We start from the raw sequence: 23,035 nt of genomic DNA, 5'->3' as shown, positions 1-23,035 counted from the left end.
AGATAAAATCAAAGACCATGAAAATACTATCGGCTTTAAAAATATATGTTGCAGTGTTAGGGCTACTGCTGTGTACAGCTAAGTCCTTTGCACAAACTGATCCGCATTTTTCGCAGTATTATGCAAACCCGTTATATCTTAACCCGGCTTTAACAGGGGTAATAGACGGCGATTACCGTGCAACTGTAAACTTTAAACAGCAATGGAGTGCATTAAACAGTTCTTTCTTAACAGGTGGAGCATCGTTCGATATGGCTCCCAAAAAGAACTTCGCATTTGGTGCAACCATTTTAAACCAAAGGGCAGGGGAGTTAGATTTTAACTACCTGTCTGCCCTAGTATCGGGCTCGTACCGTTTGAGGTTTGGTGCCGAAGGCTTGCAGATGGTGAGCTTTGGTTTACAGGCCGGCATAATTAACCGTAGTTTCGATTTCTCTCAGGCCAGGTTTGGTAACCAGTTTAATCCAATTTCAGGTTATGATGGCGGTATGATGAGCGGCGAAACAGTTTCATCTCAATCATCTTTGGTTCCTGATGTAAATGCTGGTATCATGTTTTTTGATGGTAATCCCAATAAGAGCGTAAATGTTTTCTTAGGCGCAAGTGCAGCGCATTTAACCAGGCCTATGGATCGTTTCTCTGGTTCAAATTCACGTATCCCTGTTCGTTTTACTGCACATGGCGGTGCGCGGATTAAGGCTTCGGAGTTATTGGATATTGTACCCAATGCATTGTTTATGTACCAGGGTAACACAAACGAGCTATCGTTAGGTGCTTATGCACAGCTTAACGTTAATCCATCTGCCAACATTTTGTTTGGTGGTAACTACCGTAATAAAGATGCTGCAATTGCCTTTGTTGGCCTACAGTTAAAGAATATGGTGTTCGGATTAAGTTACGATATTAATACCTCTACTTTTAATCGCGCTTCTAACAGTAACGGTGGTTTAGAGCTTTCGATTTCCTTAATTGGCCGTAACGGTCTTATTGGTCCAAACTTCTTTTGTCCACGTTTATAATTAATCAAATGAAAAAAATATTACTCTTTTTGTTAGTGGCATTTGGCGGTTTTGCAAACGCACAGTATGTGGTGAATTATAAAAAAGTAGCAGATACTTATTTCGAAAATAAGGATTACTACGCAGCATCTACTTTTTATAAAAAAGCCTTAAAAATTACTGGAGACAGTACCCAGGCCATTTTACCTTACGGTATGGAAAGGAAATCAGCGACTGATGATAAAGTGATAGACGATTATGAAGGATCGATTTATAACCTTGCTGAATCTAGTAGGTTGTATAGGGAATTTAACGAGGCCGAAAAATATTATGGCATAGCGATCACCTTTACCAATACACGTTTTAGAAAGGCGCTATTTTATTACGGAGAAAGCTTAAGAGCAAATAAAAAATTTAACCTGGCTATCGATGCTTTTCAGCAGTTTATCCAGAGAAATCCAGGCGATGCTTTAGCTAAAGATGCGCAAAAAGAAATTGAGTCGTGCAAATTTGCGATCGAAGAAATGCGTTTCCCACGTATGGTTCAAGTTAAAAAAATGCCAGCTAACGTAAATGGATTAGGATCTAATTATGCTCCTGTTAAAATCAACAACGAGTTGTATTTTACTTCATCTCGTCCGATTGCTGTAGGGAGTAAAAAAGATATGGTTAAAACCGATGCTGGAGAGGTTCAGGTATCAACTAAAACAAATCCATTCATTAATAATATTTATGCAGCCAAAGGCGAATTAACGTCAGCTGATATTGCAGTAAGAAAAATCGATATTATTTTCCCTAAAAGTATGGAAGTTGCTGCTGCTACTTTTACTCCAGATGGAAATACAGTTTACTTTACGGCCTGGAAGAATAAAGAAAAATATGCCATTTATTCTTCTAAAAAAACTGGCGATAAATGGTCAGATCCACAGCCTGTTGGTTTACAGGTAAATAGTAAAGATTTTAATTCAACTCAACCATTTGTAACCAGCGATGGTAAATTCCTGCTTTTCTCCTCTGATAGAAGCGGTGGTTATGGTAAGTACGATCTTTGGTATTGTGCCGTGCGGGAAGATGGATCATTAGGTCAGGCAGTAAATTTTGGCCCAGCAATTAATACCGAAGATGATGAGCGTGCACCTTACTACAACACACTAACCAAAAAATTATTGTTTAGTACCGATGGCAGAATAGGTTTTGGTGGCCTCGATTTCTTTGAGTCAGAAGGCGATTTAGTAAATTGGTCTAGCCCTAAAAATCTGGGTTATCCATTCAACTCATCAAAAGATGACCTTTACTTTACTGCAACTGATGATAAAGGAACAAAAGGATACATTAGTTCTGATCGCGAATCATCTTGCTGTTTAGAATTGTTTGAAGTGAAAAAAGAATACCTTTCTATTGCAGGGCTTTTAACAGATTGTAAAACTAAATTGCCTTTAGCAGGTGCCGATGTAACTTTAACCAATGCCGAAGGACCACAGAAAATGACTACAGGTACGGATGGTATTTACAGATTTAAAGTAGACTCGAAAAGACCGATCAAATTGCTTTTTGCAAAAGATAATTATTTCGCAATTACCAAAAACTATCCTTACGAAGAACTGGCAAAAGCAGATACCTTAATTTATAAAGATTATTGCTTAAGTCCTTTCAAATTGGGTATTCCAATAGCTTTAGAGAATGTTTATTATGAATTTAATAGTGCCGAACTTACCGAGCCTTCTAAAAAAGTATTAGACTTCCTGATCCCTATTATGGAAGATAATCCTGAAATGGAAATCGAATTGGGCTCTCATACCGATAACATCGGAACAGATGAGTATAACTTAGATCTATCGAACAGAAGAGCAAAATCTTGTACCGATTATTTAGAAAGTAAAGGGATTGCTGCTGCCAGGTTAACTTCAAAAGGTTATGGAGAATCGATGCCAATTGCACCAAACGAAATCATAGTAAAACGCAAGAAAAAAGATAATCCGGAAGGAAGAGCAAAAAATAGAAGAACTGAATTTAAAGTAACCAAAAAATAAAATACAATTAACATCCCGGTGAGCCATCTTCTTTTTAGGAAGATGGCTTTTTTTGTATGTTGGCCAGGTCTGTAATCCCGAGCTATTATACTGGGGATTTTTAATCTACGATTAAAGGATTGAAAACCCTTAGTTCATTTAGACCGGATTACAAATCCCAGGTCACCGCAGCATTGCATGCATGAAATTGGCTGCTGAAAACTGAAAACTGCCAATTGATAATTTTTTTAAATTAATCTTTGTAATTTTCGCTTCTCATATAAATGCAATGAAGCTGAATATCCAACCAACCGTAATTTTTAGAACACCTAAATTTTCATATCAATCCGAACTTGTAGATTGTTGGGAGGAACTAAAGCTAGCCATTTCAATATCTTCCGCTGCTTTTTATGAAACCATAAAAGAAGTAAAGGCAAGCGAACTCAAAGATCTTCCACCTAAGGTTTATTTTACCATCTGGAAATATTTTAACCGTGCGAAATTTCGGTCAACCCCTTATGGTACCTTTGCTGGTTTTAGTTTGTTAAATAATGCCATTAAGCCAGCTGAAAGCAGAATAGTAATTGAAGAAGCCCAAAGCGTACGCCAACTGGTTGATTGGCCTTATAAAAATAATATTCAATTGCCATTGGCAGATCTGTTGCAAAAAAACTGTCTCTTATTTAGTAATAGCAGTTATTATTTAACACCCAATAGTATCCGTTATATAGCCTGTACCGATGGTGTTTTCGAACTGGCCGAGTTAGATCAAGATGATTTTGTACAACAAATATTAGCCGCCTGCTTAAAACCGATTAGGTTTAACGATCTGGTAAAACAATTAGAATTAAATGATGCTGAAACCGGGAATCTGTTTGGTTTGCTGCAGGATATGCACGATTTACAGCTTGTTTTTACGAACTACGATCCCAATATTATAGGAGATGATTATTTTGAACGTTTAGGCCTCCCTGTTACCGCTGAGCTACCAAAATATCTTATTGCGCAACGTACGGTTTTATCAGGTAATATTAATGAACGCTCGCTTCAGGCTATTCCAGGCTTGATCAATACACTCCATGCTATAATGCCTGCGAAAGATCGTGATGCCCTTAGCCAATTCAGTGCTAGGTTTAAGAAGAAATTTGAAGATCAGGAAGTACCGCTTCTATTGGCATTAGATCCAGAAATGGGTATAGGCTATGATGAGTTGGAACAAGCCGGTCAAAACAGCGAGTTTATCACACGCTTCAATAATAAGCCGCCTAAAAAAGCGGAGACAGAAAATATTAAAACGGCATTAAAAACCTTCCTGAGGGAACAAAAATTCGAAAAAGGTAAAACTGTTTATCTGAACAAACTTACCTTGACGCCGAATCAGAAATTAGCCGCCTTACCTAATTCATTTAGCATGGTAATGTCTGTTCATGACGATTTGATTTTTATCGAACAGATCGGTGGAGCAACATCAAATGCATTAAGCGGAAGGTTTACAATGGCAGCCGATGATGTAGCACAATATGCTAAAGATATTGCAGAGGCAGAACAACAAGCAAATCCAGAGGTTCTGTTTTTTGATGTGGCCTATATGGTAGAGGCGAATGTAGATAATGTAAACAGGCGCAAACTGATTTATGGGCATCAATTGTCAATCTTAAATTTTGATACCTCAGCATCGCCACTTGCCTTAAATGATATACAGATTTCAGTTCGGGGCATAGAGATTATCCTTCGTTCTAAGCACTTAAATAAGCGGTTGGTGCCAAGAATGGCTTCTGCCTACAACTATATTCGCTCAGATCTTTCTGTATTTAGGTTACTTTGCGATTTACAACATCAAGGCTTACAAACAAATCTTTCCTTTTCGCTAGATTCTATTTTTCCTGATCTGGATTATTATCCAAGGTTACAATATCAAAATATAATTCTAAGTAGGAGTAAATGGAAAATTAAAAAGGAAGCCCTTTTAGGGCCTGGTCAAAAGTTGTTATCCATCGCCGAATGTAGATCATACCTAAACAATTTAGGTGTTAGCGAATATTTTAAAGCAGGTATGTCCGATCAAACTTTATGCTTTGCCCTACAAAACGACGATGATATAAATGCTTTTCTCCAATACGTGCAAAAACATGGCAATACTTACATTGAAGAGATGTTAATGCCACAAAATAGTATCGTAGTTGATGAAACAGCTAAGCCTTATTTAGCGCAGTTTGTTTTAAGCATCGGTCATAACGAACAAATTTATCGCGGTTTAGCTAAAACACCAACAGAAACCGGGGTAACGCGATCTTTCCTGCCAGGTAAAGAATGGCTGTATTTCGAAATTTATTGTCACCAGCAACGGAGCGATCAGATTTTGACAGAAGTAATTGCACCCTTTCTAACCACTCATACAGATCAGGTAAAAACATGGTTTTTTATCCGTTACAATGAAAATGGAAACCACATTCGGTTTAGGATTCAGCTAAACAACCCAAGGGATGGGCAGTTGTTAATATCTGAACTCATGAATGAGCTAGAATTGTTTTTAAATTCAGGTTTGGTATCAGATGTGCAGATTAAAACCTATAAACGCGAGTTAGAGCGTTATGGCAGCAACTTGATCGAAGATGTTGAACAGCATTTTGCTACAGATAGTGAATTTGTATTATCGCTTTTAGAAACCCAGACCGACGATTTCAATAAATATAAGCTGTGTAGTCTTTTGGTTTCAAAGATTATCGGATCTGGCGTTATAGATAAGCTGGCTGTTAATAAGATCGTGAGATTAATGTCTGATAATTTTAATGAAGAGCATCGATTAGATCCAGCTGACTTTAAACAATTAAATATTCATTATCAGGAATTCCGAAAAACAGAATGGGCAACGTTAACTGTAGAGCAGGAGCAAGGGTTTAGCTTGTTTTCGGCCTCGTTTATCAAAATTCTTAAACAATGCGCTCCAGAAAATGCACTAAAGCTATTAACCGATTTAATACATATGCACGTAAACCGACTCTTTAACAAAGATCAGCGAACGAATGAAATGGTAATGTACTATTTTCTGCTAAAAGATATTCAGCGTCAAAATGCAACGAATTTAGCGGTTTAACCTGGCCAATGGATTAACAACAGTTACGTCTATTTCAGTAATATAGCGGTTTAGCGGATCTTTGTAATATTTGAATATATAGTCGTTACCATAAAAACTATTAAGGCGCTTGCCAATATTATCAATCCCTACATGATGGCTTTCAGTTTGTTTGCCTTTATTATCATTAATCATGTTTATGGTGCTGATATTAAGCTTGTCTTTTTCGTAAGCAATTTTAATAAACGCCGGTTGCGTAGAGTGCGAAACATTTCCGTGTTTAAAGATGTTTTCAACCAAAGTTAGTAATATAAGCGGTGGAAATCTTAATCCGAACATATCGCCCGTTACTTCAAGTTCCAGATTAATGTTGTTCGCCGTTCGGAGTTTATGGAGGTTGATCAAGTGCTCAATCTGCTCAATTTCTTCACTTAGCGGAACCATTTCTGATGCTTCAGGACGTTTTAGTGCGTAACGCATCATTTCAGCCAGATTCATAATTGCATCTGCTGCCATGGGTGCCTTTTTGCGGGCATCGTTATAAATAAAGTTTAACGTATTAAATAGAAAGTGTGGATTGATCTGGCTGCGTAGATAATTGTTTTGCGATTGAACCAGATCGTTTTCTAAAGCCTGTTTTTCTATTTGGGTAACCAGGTTCTGCCGTTCTAACGCTTCTACTTTCTTCTGGTCTTGAAATGATTTAACGACGTATATGTAGCCAGTAGAATAACCAATATATAGTATTGAGCGATAGATACAAGGCAATATGAATTCTCTATCGAAAGATCTGGATGAGTTTATTTCAAGTAATCTAATTTGCTCGAATAGGAGAATAAGAAGAAATGTAGAAATTACGTATGCAAAAATCATTATGGCAATGAGTGCAACGATCTTTAAGATTTTTATAGGTATAGACCCGGTTTTGATTATTTTTTTAAGAAAAAAACCATATATGTAGAAGGTCAGGATATTAACAATATAAACCAGCAGGTAAGCTCCGGGTTCTCGAAATTTATGGGTAGCTAAACCTAGAATAAATACCTCATAAATGATGTAAAGACTCCATACCAATAAGTGAAACTTATACCTTTCGTAGAATTTTTTTAAATGTAAAAAGCTCATTTTTTTCTTTTAATCTATTAAAATGGGGTTTTTATCTCCCAAAAGCAGGGGTTTGTGTAAAAAAGTGGTCGAGTCTAATTTTGAGGTGCATCTTTACAGAAAATTAATTATAACGATAATAACAAAAAATTTAATACTATATATTATGAAAGCTCAACACACAAATCCTGCTACAAAACTTGCTAAAAAAACTGTTTTTGTTTATAAAAATATTAAAGCTCAAAGCAGCTATCAAACTAATCCAACAGGAGATCAAAGCCACACCGTAATGACCAGTTTTATTATGGAGTTTTAATTCGTATAACTTATTTTAATATTATATCATCATATTTAAACATAATTATAATGAAAGCGCAACATACAACCAAACTTGCCAAAAAAACTGTTTTTGTTTATAAAAACATTAAAGCTCAAAGCAGCTATGAAACTAATCCAACAGGAGATCAAAGTCACACTGTAATGACCAGCTTTATTTTTGGATTGTAGTTTTTTGAACTCATTATTACTCTGGGTAACGAAAAGTCGGCTCGATATTATCAATTAGTGATTCCGGTTCGATTTTAATAAACTGCTCTGTACATAGTTGAAGAAGGCTTCTTTATAACCTTCGCCAATTTGGATCATCTCGTTATTTACCAAACGGATTATATTCCCATCTACTTTTTTAATTGCCGCTTTAGCCACAATGTTCGATTTATTAACACGGATAAATGCGTGGTTTTCTAAGGCCTTTTCAATTTCCTTAAGTGTAAGGTAGGTAGTGTGGATTTCGGATTTAGTAATAATCTGTATATAATTCTGTAATGCTTTGATGTAAAGTATTTCATCAATAGCGATGTTAGAAAAAGCATATTTATGGTCGCCTTTAATATAAAGTGCCGCAACCTGGTCAGTTTCTTTAGGAGTCGCTTTTGTTGCATTGGCCTCTTTCTTTAAAATTCGGTCTATGCCCAATGCGAATTTTGCAAATGAAATAGGTTTAAGTAGATATTGATCCGATTGTACATCAAATGCTTGCAAGGCATAATCAGGATGTGCAGTAGTAAAAATCAAATATTTTGCTTTTTCTCTGATATTTTTAGCCAGTTCCAATCCATTTATGCCTGGCATATCAATATCCATAAACAATAAATCAATTTCGTCTTCGGTACTTATCTCAGTAAGTGCCTGGACCGGACTGGTAAAAGTTTTAAAAACTGTTAAACCAGGCATTTCCGCAATGTGGTCAGTTAATACTTCAATTGCATGCTGCTCGTCGTCTATAACAACGCATTTTAGATTCATGAGTATAAATATGTTTGTTTTATTTGATTTGAATGCAAGTTAAATAAAAATGAATTGAATTAACAATTGCATCAAAAAAAACTTATCTCAGGTTTCGTCTAAAAAAAACCAGGGTTTCGTGTAATATTCTGGGTAGTTGATGTAAAAAAATTATCTGATCCCCTTCTTTTTATAATCTTTATACTGTTTGCCAAAAACAAAATAATTAGCAGTGAAAACTACTAATTGTGAAAAACATCTGCCTGCCCAATCTTGTGTAGCCTGTAGATAAATAAAATTAAAAACAGGCCATACAATACTGGGTAAGATTACAAAAACTAAAAAAACAAAAAATACCGAAAAGCAAAGAAATATTCCCCTACATCTACCAAGCCTCAACATGAAAAACAACGAATACGAATATTTACTTAATAAAATCTACTACAAGGGAGTTCTAAAAAATCAAGGAATCAACGCTGATATGTATCAGAGAATGCAAAATGAATATAGCAATCTTGATGGACAGAATCCTGTTAAAGGCCAATTAGATGGCGAATACGCATTCAGAAAATCTTTTTTAGTTGTGCGTAATTATGTTCAGCAAGCTATTAAAGATGGTATGAAAAGTTTCCAGTTTACTATGCGCGCTACTGATATCAACAAATTAACTTATATGGTTGATATGTTGAACAGAAACTTTTTTGATAAACAAAGTTTAGATCAAATTATTATCACTGCAAATTCGGTGTTTAACCAATACAATTTAAAAAACTAACGACCTAATAATAGATAACAACATGGAATTGAAAGACGAAATCGGGCAGTTTGCCGTAAGAATTAAGAAAATGCTTCCACAAGTTCAATCTGAGGATTTAACAAGGAATGCGTTGGTTATGCCTTTTATCCAAATCTTAGGATTTGACCCTTCTGAAGTTCAATCTGAAGCTGTTCTAGACTTCGGGGTTAAAAAAAGTAAAAAAGTTGATTACACCATTATGAAAGATGGCGAACCAACAATCCTTGTTGAATGTAAACACCACAACGATAATTTAGATATTCATGATTCACGCCTATCTAAATACTTCCGTAAAACAAAAGCTAAATATGGTTTATTAACCAATGGCTTAGTATACCGCTTTTACACAGAGAAAATGGTGAGATCAAAGAAAAACCAAGAGCCATTATTCGAGTTTAAAATAACCGATACCAAAGCTGCTACCATTGCTAAAATGATTGAAGATCACAAAGATTATTTCAATGTAGATCATAAAACCATATAGTAGCAATAGGCTAATAATATTAATTTTGATCTAAGAGTTCCCGAAAAATTCTTATCTAAAAGTCTTGATCTGATCAAGACTTTTTTTATGCCCTCTCGCAAAAGAAAAAGGGAGAAACCAATTCGGTTTCTCCCTTTAAACTATAACAGGATTTCTCCTGATTAAATTAATTCTACACTTCTGCTTACAAAAGCTGTTAATTCTGCACCAGTTAACATGCCTTGCGCTAAAAGCGCTAAATCTACTGCTTGTTTAGCCAGGTTGCTTTGCTCTTCTCCTTCAGCTTTTAAAATTTTACTTACCAATTTATGGTTTCCATTAATGGCAACTTTATAATTGTCGGGCATTTGACCGTAAAAGCCCATTCCACCACCCATTGCAGCCATATCTTTCATCCGGCGCATAAATTCATCCATGGTAATAGTAACTGGTAATTCCTCCGGATGTAAAGCCACAATTTCTACATGCATACCCGGTTTGGTAATGGCTTTTTCAAAAATCGCAGTTACTTCTTTTACCTGATCTTCAGTTAAAACATGCTCGTTCTGCTCATCTTTCTCAATTAATTTATCCGCAACGCTCGAATCAACACGTTTAATTGATGTTTTCTCTAATTTTTGCTCCAATTGATTAATAAAGTGATTGTCAATTGGCGAATCCAGTACTAAAACATCGTAATCTTTTTTATTGGCCGATTGGATAAAGGCATCTTGTTTAGCAGCATCATTGGTATATAAATAAACCACAGTGCCATTTTTATCCGTTTGTAAAGCCTTTACCTTCTCTTTGTACTCAGGAAGTGTAAAAAGCTCATTTTTAGTATTGCCTACTAAAGCAAAATCTTTGGCTTTATCGTAAAACTTCTCTTCACTGATCATGCCATATTTAACAAAAAGACCAATGTCTTTCCATTTATCTTCGTAAGCTTTACGGTCTTTAGCAAATAACTCACCTAATTTATCAGCAACCTTTTTAGTAATGTAATTGTTGATCTTTTTAACGTTACTATCGGCCTGTAAGAAACTACGCGATACATTTAAAGGAATATCAGGAGAGTCGATTACACCATGTAATAACATCAAAAATTCAGGAACAATATCTTTAACCTCGTCGGTAATAAATACCTGGCGTGAGTATAATTTGATTTTGTTGCGCTGCATTTCGAAGTCGTTTTTCAACTTAGGGAAATACAATACACCTGTTAAATTAAAAGGGTAATCAACATTTAAGTGGATCCAGAATAATGGTTCTTCACTAAATGGATACAATTCACGGTAAAAGTTTAAATAATCCTCGTCTGACAAATCTGCAGGGGCTTTTGTCCAGATCGGGTTGGTGGTGTTAACAATGTTATCAACTTCAACATCTTTATATTTTGTTTTACCTTCTTCATCTACGCCATCTTCAACTGATTCTGTTTTCGTACCAAACTTAATCGGAACAGGTAAAAACTTAGCGTATTTATCAAGGATGTCCTGCAGTTTGCTTTCTTCTAAAAACTCTTCCGAATCTTTGTTTACATGGAGGATAATATCGGTACCACGTGTGGTTTTAGTGCCTTCAGTAATTTCAAATTCTGTACTGCCATCGCAAACCCAGCGTGCAGGCTCAGCGCCATCCTGGTATGATAAGGTTTGAATTTCCACTAAATCTGCAACCATAAAGGCCGAATAGAAACCTAAACCGAATTTACCGATGATTTCATTGGCATCTTTAGCATCTTTAAATTTCTCTACAAACTCACTTGCGCCAGAAAAGGCAACCTGGTTAATGTATTTTTTAATTTCTTCGGCAGTCATCCCCAAACCGTTATCGCTAATGGTAATGGTTTTTGCATCCTTATCAACCGCAACTTGCACCAATGGTTGACCAACTTCGCCATTAAACTGACCTAATGAACCTAGTCTTTTAATTTTCTGGACTGCATCTACTGCGTTAGAAACCAACTCGCGAAGAAAAATTTCGTTATCAGAGTATAAAAACTTCTTAATTATCGGGAAAATATTCTCAGTGTGTATGGAAATATTTCCTTTTTCCTGTATGCTCATATGTAAATAAATTGTTTAATCTACATCCTGCATAACAAGGGTTGTTCCAAAAGAATTTGTTTGCCAAAATGACAGATGTGTGAGTTGTTATTGGCTGTGTGATTCCGTGGTCTGTGTTCTAGCAGGACATCCGATAATCATTATCTATTCCCCTGCTCCGTAGGCTAGTTCAATATCGATAAACTGAATAATTAGAGAGCAGATATTGCCTTCAATATCAAAGCCATAATAAACCGGGTAGGTGCCATCGCCAAAACCACTTTGAAAAAATGGAATATGGTAATCGGTTCCAGGTATTTTCCAGTTAATCCAATCGCCACCTTCACGTTGATAATCGGGGTTTTCAGCATAATTACTTGCAAAAAGTGCCGCGAAATAATCATCGTATAAATTTTTGCCTGGATGTTCTTTATTAAATGACTCTTGAAATGCACAAAAATGATTTAAGGTTTCTTTATCCAGCACGCAAGCTAAGCCTGCATCTACATTGAAACCAAAAAACTCTCCTTCGTTAAAATCAATAAGGTCTTCTGTGCCGATTAACGCTTCTTCAAAGCGTATGGCATCATAAGCTGTAAATTGCACTTTAACAGCGGCGTATCTGGCACCATCTTCATCGTCAGGAACTACTACAGCTGTAGTTACCGGGAATTCGCCTTTAGGAACTTTAATTAAATAGGGCTCGGCATCTTTTTGGATATATACAAGCGGATCTCTAACCAAAATTTCTCCTGTTGGAATAGAAACACTTCCTAGTTCTAAGTGATCTATCTTTTTACCAGCTACTGCTGTTTCCTCAAAATAATCATTCAAGTTATTGGGGCAGGCCAATAAAGCACGTTTCTCGTTCCAGGTTTTTAACCATTCAGTGCTTGGTATCATTATCATTAATTTATTCGATAGAGAGGCTTTTTTATTCTTATGAAAATAAAAAAGCCAAGAAAATTTAAAGGTCTTCTTGGCTCGTTATTTTAATGTCAGCTTAATTAATTTAAAAGAAAACTTGGTTTATCTTCTTCCAGTGAAAGAATTTTAGTGATCTTTTTAAGTAACACGTCCATTTGGAATGGTTTCGATAAGAAATCGTCCTGTCCGTAGTTTAAGGTTGTAAAATCTTTTGGATCATATAAACCAGAAATAAGCAAAATTGGAATTTTAGAGGTGCTTTCAATCGATTTTAACTGTTCGCATAATACACGCCCATCGATGTGTCCCAGAGAAATGTCTAGTAAGATTAAATCAGGCCTAAATTTTTCAATTCTGTTAAAAATCTCCTCACCATCATTCAGTGCAGAAACTTTAAATCCTCCGATTTCCAGTATTAATTGTATGGTTTCTAAAACCTCAATATCGTCATCTACTACCAGTATTCTCTTCATATGTGTGTGCATTTATATGCCATTAAGAATATAACAAAAGTTTATGTTGTTATGTTTACAATCTTAAGAATATTTTAACAATAAATTTATAGTAGCTAAAAAATAGACTTCGATTTTAATTCACTTGTTGGTACTATCCCTTCTTTGTTTAAAATAAAATTAAATAGCTCTTCAATAGGTTTCTGTAATATTTTTCCGGGTTCAATGCCATTTTCTAATAACACTGAAATTAATGTTTCCTGATAATAATAGGCTATAGAGCCTACAAAGTGGCATGGAACACTTTTGTGTTTAGGATAATCTTTAACATTGGTATCTACAAACTCCTGAAAGCCTGTTCTTAAAATGTCCTGAATAAATGGATGGTCTTTATGGCTGGCCATGAAGCGGCTAAAGCCTGCTAAATAGATATTTGGGAAAGGTTTTTGATAAACATTGGTAATAATCTGTTCTTTTTCTGCCGGGAAAGACTTTTTAAATTCTGCAGCTAGGGTTGATGGCATTTTATTGTACAAATAACTTAGAAGTACTTTCTTTCCAAAGAAAGTACCAGAACCTTCATCGCCAAGAACGTAGCCTAAGCCATGATGCCCATCGTGGATTTTCTTTCCATCGAAATAACAGATATTAGATCCGGTGCCTAAAATACAGTTTAAGCCTTCTGCATTTCCGCAGGTAGCATATACCGAGCCCAGAAGATCGTGGTCTACTGAAATAAAAGCATTACCAAAAACGGCCGACAAGCCATTTGAGACTACTTCATGTTTATCAGGTGAAGAGCAACCAGCTCCAAAAAAGTAGATTTCTTTTACCTCATTAGCGTATTGTAATAAGGATTCATTTTTAGAAATCAGCTTTGTAATTTCTTGCTCACTTAAGAAATAAGGGTTTATTCCAGGAGTGCTAAATTTAATGGTTTCGCCATTATGATAGCCCATCCAATCGGTTTTCGATGAGCCACTATCTGCAACAAGTATCATGGACTAAATATAAAAATTAATTAGATAAATTTATATTTCCACTGATTTCTTTCAGTGTAGTTTCGGCTATTTTTGCTTGATATTGCATTTCGATGAAACGGTTTTGTGCATCAATAGCATTACGCTGTGCTTCTCTTAGTTCTAAAGGGGCTATGCTGCCTAAACGGTATTTTGCTAGAGTAATATCTAAGTTTTCTTTTGCAATATCTACATTTCGCTGCTCTAATTTAATCAGATCCAGGTAGGTGCTGTAATTTTGATAAGCAGTAAGCAATTGCGAATTTACATCCAGCTTGGTTTTGTTCAGATTAAGAGCCGAGTTGTCGATCTCTATTTTTGCATTACGCTCTTGTTGGCGCTGTAAAAAACCATTAAATAAATTTATACTTGCCGTAACGCCATAAGTAAATCCATTCGCAGCAAATTTTTGGTTAAAGCCGGTAGGGCTGGTACTGTTTGCCCTGCTGTAGCCAGAGTTTAAACTTACAGATGGATACCTTGCCCCACGGATAGATTTTAAATTTAAGGAAGCAATACGTTGATTAATAAATGCATTCTGCACATTAGGATTCTGCTGCTCAGCCATTTCGGCCATTTTACTGAACAGGATACCTTTATCTACATCAATGTGGTTGTCTACAGAAAACGAAGTACCGATATCTCTCACCATCAATTGGTTTAAGTGCACTTTAGCTACCTGTAAGGCATTTTTGGTTTGCAGATAGTTTGATGTATCGGTATTGTAATCAACCTGTGCGGTTAACACATCCAATTTAGAGCCACGGCCAAGTTGTAATTTTGTTTTCGCAATATTGGTACGCAATACAGAAACGTCCATTGCACTATCGGCTGCAATAACCAATTGTTGTTGCCTTACAATGTCGTAATAAGCCGTAATTACATCAGCAACTGTAGTTAAAATGGTTAACCGGGCGTTTAACTCGCCTTGTTTTTGCAACTCTTTTAAGCGATCATAATTGGCAAACATGCTAAAACCATTAAAAATAGTCCAGTTTAATTCCGTACCATAACTGTTATTGGTACTTTTTGCACCTGTAATTACCCGATCAGGACCAGTTGCAGGGGTTTGCCTGGTATTCTGGATACTTCCACCATTGGTATAACTTCCCGTTAAATTAGGTAACATACCCGCGTTGCCAATATTGGCATTGTTTTTTGCGATATCGATCTGGTTTTTACTGATTTTGATATCGTAATTGTTCTGTAAAGCAACAGTTATCGCCTCCTGTAAGCTCAGTTTTTCCTGAGCAAAGCCCGAAAGAGATAAACTTACCAACAGGATAAATATTTTTAATTTCCTGCTCATCTTATTCTTCTGTATGTAAAGCTTCTTGTTCAAAACGATGGGCTTCTTTTAATTCTTTATTCGGTTTGTACGGTTTGGCCCAGTAAGAGTAAATGGCTGGGATTACAAATAAGGTTAAAACCAAAGAGAACAATGTTCCACCTACAATTACGGTTCCCATACTCATTCTGCTTTTTGCAGCGGCACCTAAAGCAAGGGCAATTGGTAAAGCTCCAATCGCAATGGCTAAGCTGGTCATTAAAATTGGGCGCAAACGCGAAACAGCAGCTTCACGTATAGCTTGGGGAATCGCAATCCCTTTTTCTTTTAGCTGGTTAGCAAACTCAACAATTAAAATACCATTTTTGGTTACCAAACCAATAAGCATAATGGTACCGATCTGGCTGAAGATATTCCAGCTTTGTCCACATAACCAGAGCGATAAAAATGCACCGGCAACGGCCATGGGTACAGTTAAAATGATGATAATGGGATCTTTAAAGCTCTCAAACTGTGCCGAAAGAATTAAATAAACCAGAAGGAGCGCCAAACCGAATGCAAAGAAGGTATTTGAAGAGCTTTCTTTAAAATCCCGCGATTCTCCACTTAAATCGGTAGAGAAAGTTTCGTCTAATACTTTTTTAGAAATAGCATCCATGGCATCTATACCTTCGCCAATACTTTTTCCCGGTGCTAAACCTGCCGAAACAGTTGCCGCAATAAAGCGGTTGTTCCTGTACAGCTGTGGCGGACTACTTTCTTCTTTAGCCGTAACCACATTGTCTAGCTGAACCAACTCACCCTTATCATTACGTACATAAACAGAACTTAAATCTAATGGATCCTTCCGGTCTCCACGATCGAACTGACCAATTACCTGGTATTGTTTTCCATTCATGAAGAAATACGAAAACCTTTGACCACTTAATCCTAAATTTAAGGTTTGTGCAATAGCAGATATAGAAACACCTAAATTTTTGGCCTTATCCCTGTCGATGGTCAAGTTAATTTCAGGCTTGTTAAATTTCAGGTTTACGTCTGATACGGTGAATGTTGGGTCTTTCGAAACCGCATCCATAAACAAAGGGATTTTCTCTCTTAGTTTTTCGAAATTTTGGGCCTGGATAATATAACTGATGGGTAATCCGCCACGGCGACCTACTGAAATGGTTGGCTGTTGGCTCACAATGGTTTTACCTTCGGTATATTTTTTGGTTACCCGGGTGAGCATATCGGCAATGTCTTTTTGCGAACGTTTACGCGTTTCGGGATCTGTTAAACCCATTCTTACAAAACCAGAGTTTACCGCACCCGAACCACCAAAACTTGGCGAAGTAATGGTAATGTTTACGTTTTTTTCGGGAACTGAATCAATTACCAACTGATTCAGTTTCATAATAAACTGATCCGTATAGGCAAAGGAGGCACCTTCAGGAGTGCTTGCACTGATATTGATTGCACTTCTATCGTCATAAGGGGCGGTTTCTTTTGGTAAAACCTTCCAGAATAAGAAAATAAGCCCCATACACACTATAATAATTGGAATGGAAAGCCATCTTTTATCCAAAAATTTGTTCAGGTTAGATTCGTATGCATCATTTAATTTTATAAAATAGGGTTCTGTCCAGTTGTAAAACCTGGATGGTTTATGTCCACCCTTTTTCATCAGGTAGGCATTTAACATCGGTGTTAAAGTAAGTGATACAAAGGCAGATACCAGTACCGCGGCACCTATTACCACGCCAAACTCTCTAAATAAACGGCCCACAAAGCCCTGTAAGAAAATTACTGGTAAAAATACGGCCGCAAGGGTAATGGAAATCGAAATTACAGCAAAAAAGATTTCATTTGATCCTTTAATGGCTGCCTCGAAAGGCGACATGCCTTCTTCAACCTTTTTAAATATATTTTCGGTAACCACAATACCATCATCTACCACCAATCCTGTAGCCAGTACAATGGCCAATAAACTCAATACATTGATTGAAAAGCCGAAGGCGTACATGATGAAGAAAGTAAAAATTAAAGATACCGGGATATCGATTAAAGGTCTAAAAGCAATGGCCCAATCTCTGAAAAAGAGATATATGATCAAAATTACCAATACCAGTGATAAACCAATAGTCTCGGCAACTTCGGTTACCGAACGCTTGATGAAAAGGGTGTTGTCTAATGCAACTTTCAATTTAATATCCTGTGGGATATCGGCTTTTAATTTATCAAAACGTTTGTAAAACTCTTTACTGATATCGAGGTAATTGGCTCCGGGCTGAGGGATAATGGCAATGGCCACCATCGGTCTGCCCGATTCACGTAGAATGGTTTCTTCGTTTTCTGGTCCTAAAACCGCATAACCAACATCTTTTAGTTTAACTACCTGATTGCTGTCGGCTTTTAAGATTAAGTTATTAAACTCGCTTTCGTTGGTTAATTTCCCCAGGGTTTTAACTGTTAGTTCGGTAGTAGCGCCGGTGATTTTTCCTGATGGAAGCTCTACGTTTTCATTGTCTAATGCAGTAACAATATCCTGCGAGGTTAAGCCGTAAGCACTTAGTTTATTTGGATCCATCCAGATACGCATGGCATATTTCCTTTGGCCCTGGATTTGTACACTACTTACCCCCGGAATGGTTTGGATGCGGTCGGCAATTACGTTTTCAGCAAAATCACTTAATTCCAGTGTATTGCGTTTATCGCTCTGGATCGTCATCGATAAAATAGGGTCAGAGTTGGCATCAGCCTTACTTACTACCGGTAAACCGTCAATATCTTTAGGTAAGGTACGGGCAGCCTGCGATACTTTGTCACGCACATCATTGGCGGCCTCTTCTATATTTTTATCAAGGTTAAACTCTATGGTAATGTTACTCGTTCCCTGGTTGCTTGATGAAGAAATATTCCTGATCCCATCAATGGAGTTGATCGATTTTTCTAAAGGTTCGGTAATTTGCGATTCGATAATATCTGAGTTGGCACCAGGATAGGAAGTTCTTACCGAAACCACCGTTGGGTCGATAGATGGGTACTCGCGCACACCTAAAAAGGTATAGCCGATTATCCCGAAAAGGACAATCAATAAGTTCATCACAATGGCCAAAACCGGCCTTTTTATACTCGTGGTTGAAATACTCATTATTGATTGTATTTATTTTTTTTATGCTCGTTGTTCACTCTAAAACAATATATTTTGGCTTCTTTTGGTAAACCGGTGTTAGCTATAGTTAGTCTGTTTTGTACTTCAATAGCCGCACTATCTATATTTTTATCCATATTAAATTCAACTATAATATTGCCAGCACCTTTTTGGGATGATGTTGATATTTTATGGATATTGCTGATCTTTGAAATTTCTTTTTGCAAAGGATCTAAAACTTTCATTACTGTAGCCGAATCGGCTTCTTTATAGGATACATATACCTGCATCACGGCACGCTCTTTAGGGCTTTGCTTGCAGCCAACGAAGCCAAAGACTATAGTCGCGACGGCAATAAAGGTTACTTTTTTTAAACCCATGGTTGAGATACTCATAATTGTTTAACCAAATGAACTTTTACCGGGGCATCTTTCTTCAATGCCATCGACCCGGTTGTCAAAACCGTATCGCCAACTTTTAATCCTGACGTAATTACAATATTTTCATCGGTACGGGTACCTGCTTCTACTTTTACTTCCTGCGCTTTTCCGTCTTTTTGTACATAAACAATTTTGCCTTTTAACACAGGTATTACGGCTTCGTTAGGAATTAATATGGCATTTTGTACCGTATTTAAAGCCAGTTTAATTTTGGCAAAAGAACCTGGTAATAAAGCATTATCTGCATTAGGTGCCAAAGCCCTAATCTGTAACGTTCTGGTAGCCGCATTAATCCCCGGTTCTATTGCGTAAACTTTTCCTTTATTTTCTTTGGAAGAGCCATCGGTCGTAAATATAATTTCTGAATTTACTTTAATCTGTCCCGCATATTTCTCCGGAACGGAAAAAGTAATTTTAACCGGATTGGTACTTACTAGGTTGGCTATTACAGTTGCTGGTGTTAAATAGGTTCCGGCCGAGATGCTACGCAAGCCTACTCTACCGGTAAAAGGTGCACGGATAGTGGTTTTGGCGAGTTGCGCCCGAATTAATTGTGCTTGCGCCTGTAGGGATTTTAAATCGGCCAGAGCAGTATCGTACTCCTCCTGGCTAATAGCGCCTTTGGCCAAAAGCTGTTTTGCACGGTTTTCATTTGTTGATGAAAGTTTTTGCTTGGTTAGTGCATCCTGTAATTGTGCCTGTATATCTCTGTCGTTTACTTTTACCAATACACTTCCTTTTGATACTGTTGTACCTTCCTGAAAATAAATTCCGGTAACCAATCCCGATACTTCACTTTTCAATACAACCGATTCGTTGGCATCAATGGCGCCGGTTACTTCCAAATCGTTATCAAACGATACTGGTTTTACCACAATTCCATCAACTACCAATGGAGCAGAAGCACTTCCCTTACCATCACCTTTGCCTTTTCCCGCCCCAGATGCACCGCCTTTCCCTTCGAGTTTTTTATTTGCGTTAATTCTGTAATAGACCAAATAAGCCAAGCCTATAGCTAAAACAGCATAGATAATATACCTTTTCTTCATGTTTATTATTTGTGTTGTGCGTATTCCAACATTAAAACGAAATTAATGTTTAGAATTAGAGCGTAAAAATATTCAAATAGTTTAGTCCTAAATTTGTTGTATTAAGGATGTTACCGATTTTCAGTTTGGAACGGACAGCTTTCAGTTTTGAGTAAATCTGTCTGAAGATATAATATTACTAGCTTTTATATCCTCATAACTCAATTAAAGATGCGAAAGCAAATTTATTTTTGGGTTTAGTTAGCGTAAAAACCATCAGCCATCAGCCATGAACCAATGAAACGGAAACAACTATTTTACACCACATTTAGCTATTTTGTTCTAAAACCCCATCAATAAATCTAAATTTGCAGCAAAACACAGTCAATATCAATATGTTTAACAAAAAATCAATTTTAAGTTTAGTTTTACTACTAACGTGTATTATGGCAGCGAAGGCGCAGGTAAAAATAGGCTTTGAGGTTTCTTTTAAAGAGCCACAGGCACACTATGCCGAAGTTCAGATGAATATTTCTGGCTTGGCAAAAGATTATGTAGATGTAAAAATGCCAGTTTGGACACCGGGTTCTTATTTGGTTCGCGAGTTTGAAAAAAGTGTAGAAGAATTTAAGGCTACTGCAGCTGGTAAAGCCGTAAAAGTTGAAAAAGTAAGGAAAAACACCTGGAGGATTTTCTCAGCTAAGGCTGCCAATATCCAGATCAATTACCGTGTTTATGCATTCGAAATCTCGGTGCGTACGCCTTTTATCGACGAATCTCACGCATTCTTATCTCCAACAGGAATTTTTATGCATCCTGATGGCATGATCAAATCGCCAAGTACTGTAAAAATTGTTCCTTTTAATACCTGGACCAAAGTTTCTACCGGGTTAACTCCGGTTGTGGGTGAGCAGTTTACCTATAAAGCTACCGATTTTGACATTCTTTATGATAGCCCTATTGAGGTGGGTAATCAGGATATTTTCGAATTTACAGCTGCTGGTGTTCGCCATGAGGTAGCCATGTACGGTGGCGGTAATTACGATAAGGAAAAACTAAAAGTAGATATGGCTAAAATTGTAGAAAAAGAAACTGCAGTTTATGGCGAAAATCCTAATAAATATTATCTCTTTATTGTCCATAATTTCTTAAAAGGTGGCGGTGGTTTAGAACACTTAAACTCTACAACCTTAGGTGCAACCAGAAATGCATACAATACAGCTGAAGGTTATAAAGGCTTTTTAGGCCTGGTTGCTCATGAGTATCACCACCTTTGGAATGTTAAGCGCTTACGTCCGATAGCACTAGGCCCTTTTGATTATGACAACGAAAATTACACGACCAACCTCTGGGTGGCTGAAGGATTTACTTCGTATTACGAAAATAAGTATTTGCATAGAGCAGGTTTTACTGATGTAAATGAATTTTTGAAAGATCTTGCTGACGGTGTAGGTACGGTGTTGAATACGCCTGGTGCGAAATATCAGTCGGCTGCTTCATCCAGTTATGATGCATGGATTATTGGTTACCGCCCGAATGAAAACTCAAAAAACAATTCCATTTCTTACTACAATAAAGGAGAAGTGATTGGTATTCTAATGGATCTCGAAATCATAAATGCCACTAAAGGTGCCAAAAGTTTAGACGATGTAATGAAAGCCATGTATTTGCAGTGCAAAACCTTAAAACGTGGTTATACTGATGCAGAATTTAAAGCCATGGTTGAAAAGATATCAGGAATTAGCTTTACTAACTTTTGGGCAAAATATGTTAACGGCGTAGATGACGTAGATTATGTAAAATATTTCGCGTATGCAGGTGTTGATGTTTCTACAGAAAATGCAACTCCTGGTAAACCGGTTACTGGTGCAGCGGTTCAATTGGCTACTAAGGGTTTAGAAGTAACTTCGGTTGCCAGAAACTCAGCCGCTTGGGTAAGTGGTTTAAATGTTAACGATGTAATTGTTCTGATTGATGGCTCATCATTGAGTGATGTGCTGAAAAATGTGAAACTAAAAGAACCGAAATTTTCATTAGATATTTTACCCATCATTACCGATAAAAAAATTGGCGATCAGCTAACCGTTAGGGTGATTCGCGATGGACTTGAAAAAGAAATTTCTTTAAGTCTGAAAGAAAATCCAAATGTACGCTTAAAAGCAACTGTAAGCGAAAATGCAACACCAGCTCAAAAAGCAGTGTTAAAAAAATGGACGGGCGTTTAGTCAGTTCGCAGTTAAAAATTTTCAATTTGCAGTTAATTTTAAAACTCCATAAAAAATCCCATAAGATTAATCTTATGGGATTTTTTATGTTTTTTAAGTTTACGCTTCGCGCCGAGCGCCATACGCTTTGTCTAGAAGGTATATCTAAAACCTAGGCCGAATCTTCCAGCGTTAAAATCGCTGTCGTTGCTGCCCAAATAAATTCTTGGTCTCCAGTCTAAAGCCAAAGCCAATGGCGCACCGCTAAATTTATAATCCAAACCAACCATCGGAACCAGGAAAAAGTTAGAACCTCCATCATACAATTGGATTGACGGACCACCACCAAGATACCAATCTAAACCTCTGGCACCTGGAATTGATGAATTGTATTGAAGGAAGCCTTGGATAATAGTAGAGTTTCCACCAAATAATACATCGCCTTGAATAGCTGCTTTTGGGCTAAAGTGGTGTCTGATAGATGGACCTACCAATGTAGCGCCATCTCCAAAGTCAATACCTAAACCAAGTCCGGTTTTATAGTTTTGAGCTTTAACGGTTGTTGTAGTAAGGGCAAACAATGCAATGCATCCTAAAATTGTAAATAACTTTTTCATAATTTAAATGTTTTGTAAAATAATTATCAGCTTAACAACTTTAATGCCGTTTCTGTTTTTTTGGTAAAAATCCGTTAGGATAAAAAACAATGCTTGCATAGTAATTTTGTAATTGCTAAGTTTATTTAAATATTTTTTACAGAAAGTAAATA

Annotated in this window: 19 protein-coding genes; 8 read left to right on the top strand and 11 right to left on the bottom strand. The window is 36.8% G+C overall.

The annotated features are described in order from the left end of the window. Positions 1–17 precede the first annotated feature (17 nt). The 3 genes from FHT21_RS23490 (at position 18) to FHT21_RS23480 (ending at position 6,101) form a co-directional block, all read left to right on the top strand. Entirely contained in the window at positions 18–1,019 is a 1,002-nt protein-coding gene (locus FHT21_RS23490) for a PorP/SprF family type IX secretion system membrane protein (RefSeq protein ID WP_167297131.1), read from the top strand. Positions 1,020–1,027: 8 nt separating this feature from the next. Then, on the top strand, positions 1,028–3,028 hold the full coding sequence (locus tag FHT21_RS23485) for an OmpA family protein (protein ID WP_167297130.1): 2,001 nt from the start codon (positions 1,028–1,030) through the stop codon (positions 3,026–3,028). A 268-nt stretch (positions 3,029–3,296) separates the two neighbouring features. Continuing rightward, positions 3,297–6,101: a lantibiotic dehydratase gene (locus tag FHT21_RS23480; RefSeq protein WP_167297129.1), complete on the top strand. Its 2,805-nt coding sequence runs from the start codon at positions 3,297–3,299 to the stop codon at positions 6,099–6,101. Here FHT21_RS23480 and FHT21_RS23475 read toward each other — a convergent pair. Then, the gene (locus tag FHT21_RS23475) at positions 6,090–7,205 is read right to left on the bottom strand and encodes a sensor histidine kinase (protein ID WP_167297128.1); all 1,116 of its coding nucleotides are present in this window, start codon (positions 7,203–7,205) and stop codon (positions 6,090–6,092) included. The genes FHT21_RS23480 and FHT21_RS23475 overlap by 12 nt on opposite strands. 145 nt (positions 7,206–7,350) lie before the next feature. On the opposite strand from FHT21_RS23475, the gene FHT21_RS23470 reads away from it, so the two are divergent. Both FHT21_RS23470 and FHT21_RS23465 read left to right on the top strand, forming a co-directional pair. Continuing rightward, complete coding sequence (locus tag FHT21_RS23470; protein ID WP_167297127.1) at positions 7,351–7,500, top strand: hypothetical protein; 150 nt, start codon at positions 7,351–7,353, stop codon at positions 7,498–7,500. A 50-nt stretch (positions 7,501–7,550) separates the two neighbouring features. Further along, positions 7,551–7,691 carry a hypothetical protein gene (locus FHT21_RS23465; protein ID WP_167297126.1) on the top strand — a complete coding sequence of 47 codons (141 nt, stop codon included), beginning with the start codon at positions 7,551–7,553 and terminating at the stop codon, positions 7,689–7,691. 54 nt (positions 7,692–7,745) lie between these two features. Here the strand turns inward: FHT21_RS23465 and FHT21_RS23460 are convergent, their stop codons facing one another. Then, positions 7,746–8,489, bottom strand: a complete 744-nt coding sequence (locus FHT21_RS23460; RefSeq protein ID WP_167297125.1) for a LytTR family DNA-binding domain-containing protein — start codon at positions 8,487–8,489, stop codon at positions 7,746–7,748. A 379-nt stretch (positions 8,490–8,868) separates the two neighbouring features. On the opposite strand from FHT21_RS23460, the gene FHT21_RS23455 reads away from it, so the two are divergent. Together FHT21_RS23455 and FHT21_RS23450 are read left to right on the top strand one after the other, a co-directional pair. Continuing rightward, positions 8,869–9,243 (top strand): hypothetical protein, encoded by a 375-nt coding sequence (locus tag FHT21_RS23455; protein WP_167297124.1) that lies wholly within the window; start codon positions 8,869–8,871, stop codon positions 9,241–9,243. A gap of 28 nt (positions 9,244–9,271) precedes the next feature. Continuing rightward, complete coding sequence (locus tag FHT21_RS23450) at positions 9,272–9,748, top strand: type I restriction enzyme HsdR N-terminal domain-containing protein (RefSeq protein ID WP_167297123.1); 477 nt, start codon at positions 9,272–9,274, stop codon at positions 9,746–9,748. A gap of 161 nt (positions 9,749–9,909) precedes the next feature. Here FHT21_RS23450 and htpG read toward each other — a convergent pair whose 3' ends face one another. The 8 genes from htpG to FHT21_RS23410 form a co-directional block, all read right to left on the bottom strand. Next, positions 9,910–11,796, bottom strand: a complete 1,887-nt coding sequence (gene htpG / locus FHT21_RS23445; protein WP_208399023.1) for a molecular chaperone HtpG — start codon at positions 11,794–11,796, stop codon at positions 9,910–9,912. A gap of 144 nt (positions 11,797–11,940) precedes the next feature. Beyond that, entirely contained in the window at positions 11,941–12,678 is a 738-nt protein-coding gene (locus FHT21_RS23440; RefSeq protein ID WP_167297122.1) for a DUF4241 domain-containing protein, read from the bottom strand. Between the two features lie 104 nt (positions 12,679–12,782). Then, positions 12,783–13,175, bottom strand: a complete 393-nt coding sequence (locus FHT21_RS23435) for a response regulator (RefSeq protein ID WP_167297121.1) — start codon at positions 13,173–13,175, stop codon at positions 12,783–12,785. A 95-nt stretch (positions 13,176–13,270) separates the two neighbouring features. Beyond that, positions 13,271–14,155, bottom strand: coding sequence for an N-acetylglucosamine kinase (locus tag FHT21_RS23430; RefSeq protein WP_223833426.1), 885 nt, complete (start codon positions 14,153–14,155; stop codon positions 13,271–13,273). Between the two features lie 16 nt (positions 14,156–14,171). Beyond that, positions 14,172–15,482 carry a TolC family protein gene (locus FHT21_RS23425; RefSeq protein ID WP_167297120.1) on the bottom strand — a complete coding sequence of 437 codons (1,311 nt, stop codon included), beginning with the start codon at positions 15,480–15,482 and terminating at the stop codon, positions 14,172–14,174. A 1-nt stretch (position 15,483) separates the two neighbouring features. Next, positions 15,484–18,594 carry an efflux RND transporter permease subunit gene (locus tag FHT21_RS23420; RefSeq protein WP_167297119.1) on the bottom strand — a complete coding sequence of 1,037 codons (3,111 nt, stop codon included), beginning with the start codon at positions 18,592–18,594 and terminating at the stop codon, positions 15,484–15,486. After that, positions 18,594–18,974: an efflux RND transporter permease subunit gene (locus FHT21_RS23415; protein ID WP_167297118.1), complete on the bottom strand. Its 381-nt coding sequence runs from the start codon at positions 18,972–18,974 to the stop codon at positions 18,594–18,596. The genes FHT21_RS23420 and FHT21_RS23415 overlap by 1 nt, the downstream gene beginning before the upstream one ends. 11 nt (positions 18,975–18,985) lie before the next feature. Next, complete coding sequence (locus FHT21_RS23410; protein ID WP_167297117.1) at positions 18,986–20,083, bottom strand: efflux RND transporter periplasmic adaptor subunit; 1,098 nt, start codon at positions 20,081–20,083, stop codon at positions 18,986–18,988. A gap of 425 nt (positions 20,084–20,508) precedes the next feature. Between FHT21_RS23410 and FHT21_RS23405 the strand changes: the two genes are divergently transcribed. After that, on the top strand, positions 20,509–22,287 hold the full coding sequence (locus tag FHT21_RS23405) for a PDZ domain-containing protein (RefSeq protein ID WP_243854084.1): 1,779 nt from the start codon (positions 20,509–20,511) through the stop codon (positions 22,285–22,287). Between the two features lie 131 nt (positions 22,288–22,418). On the opposite strand, the gene FHT21_RS23400 is transcribed toward FHT21_RS23405, so the two are convergent. After that, complete coding sequence (locus FHT21_RS23400; protein WP_167297115.1) at positions 22,419–22,883, bottom strand: hypothetical protein; 465 nt, start codon at positions 22,881–22,883, stop codon at positions 22,419–22,421. Positions 22,884–23,035: the final 152 nt, after the last annotated feature.

The organism is Pedobacter sp. SG908 (assembly GCF_011759615.1).
Classification (GTDB): domain Bacteria; phylum Bacteroidota; class Bacteroidia; order Sphingobacteriales; family Sphingobacteriaceae; genus Pedobacter; species Pedobacter riviphilus.
Note: the sequence above shows the minus strand (reverse complement) of the source record. Positions and strands in the feature narration are given on the sequence as shown.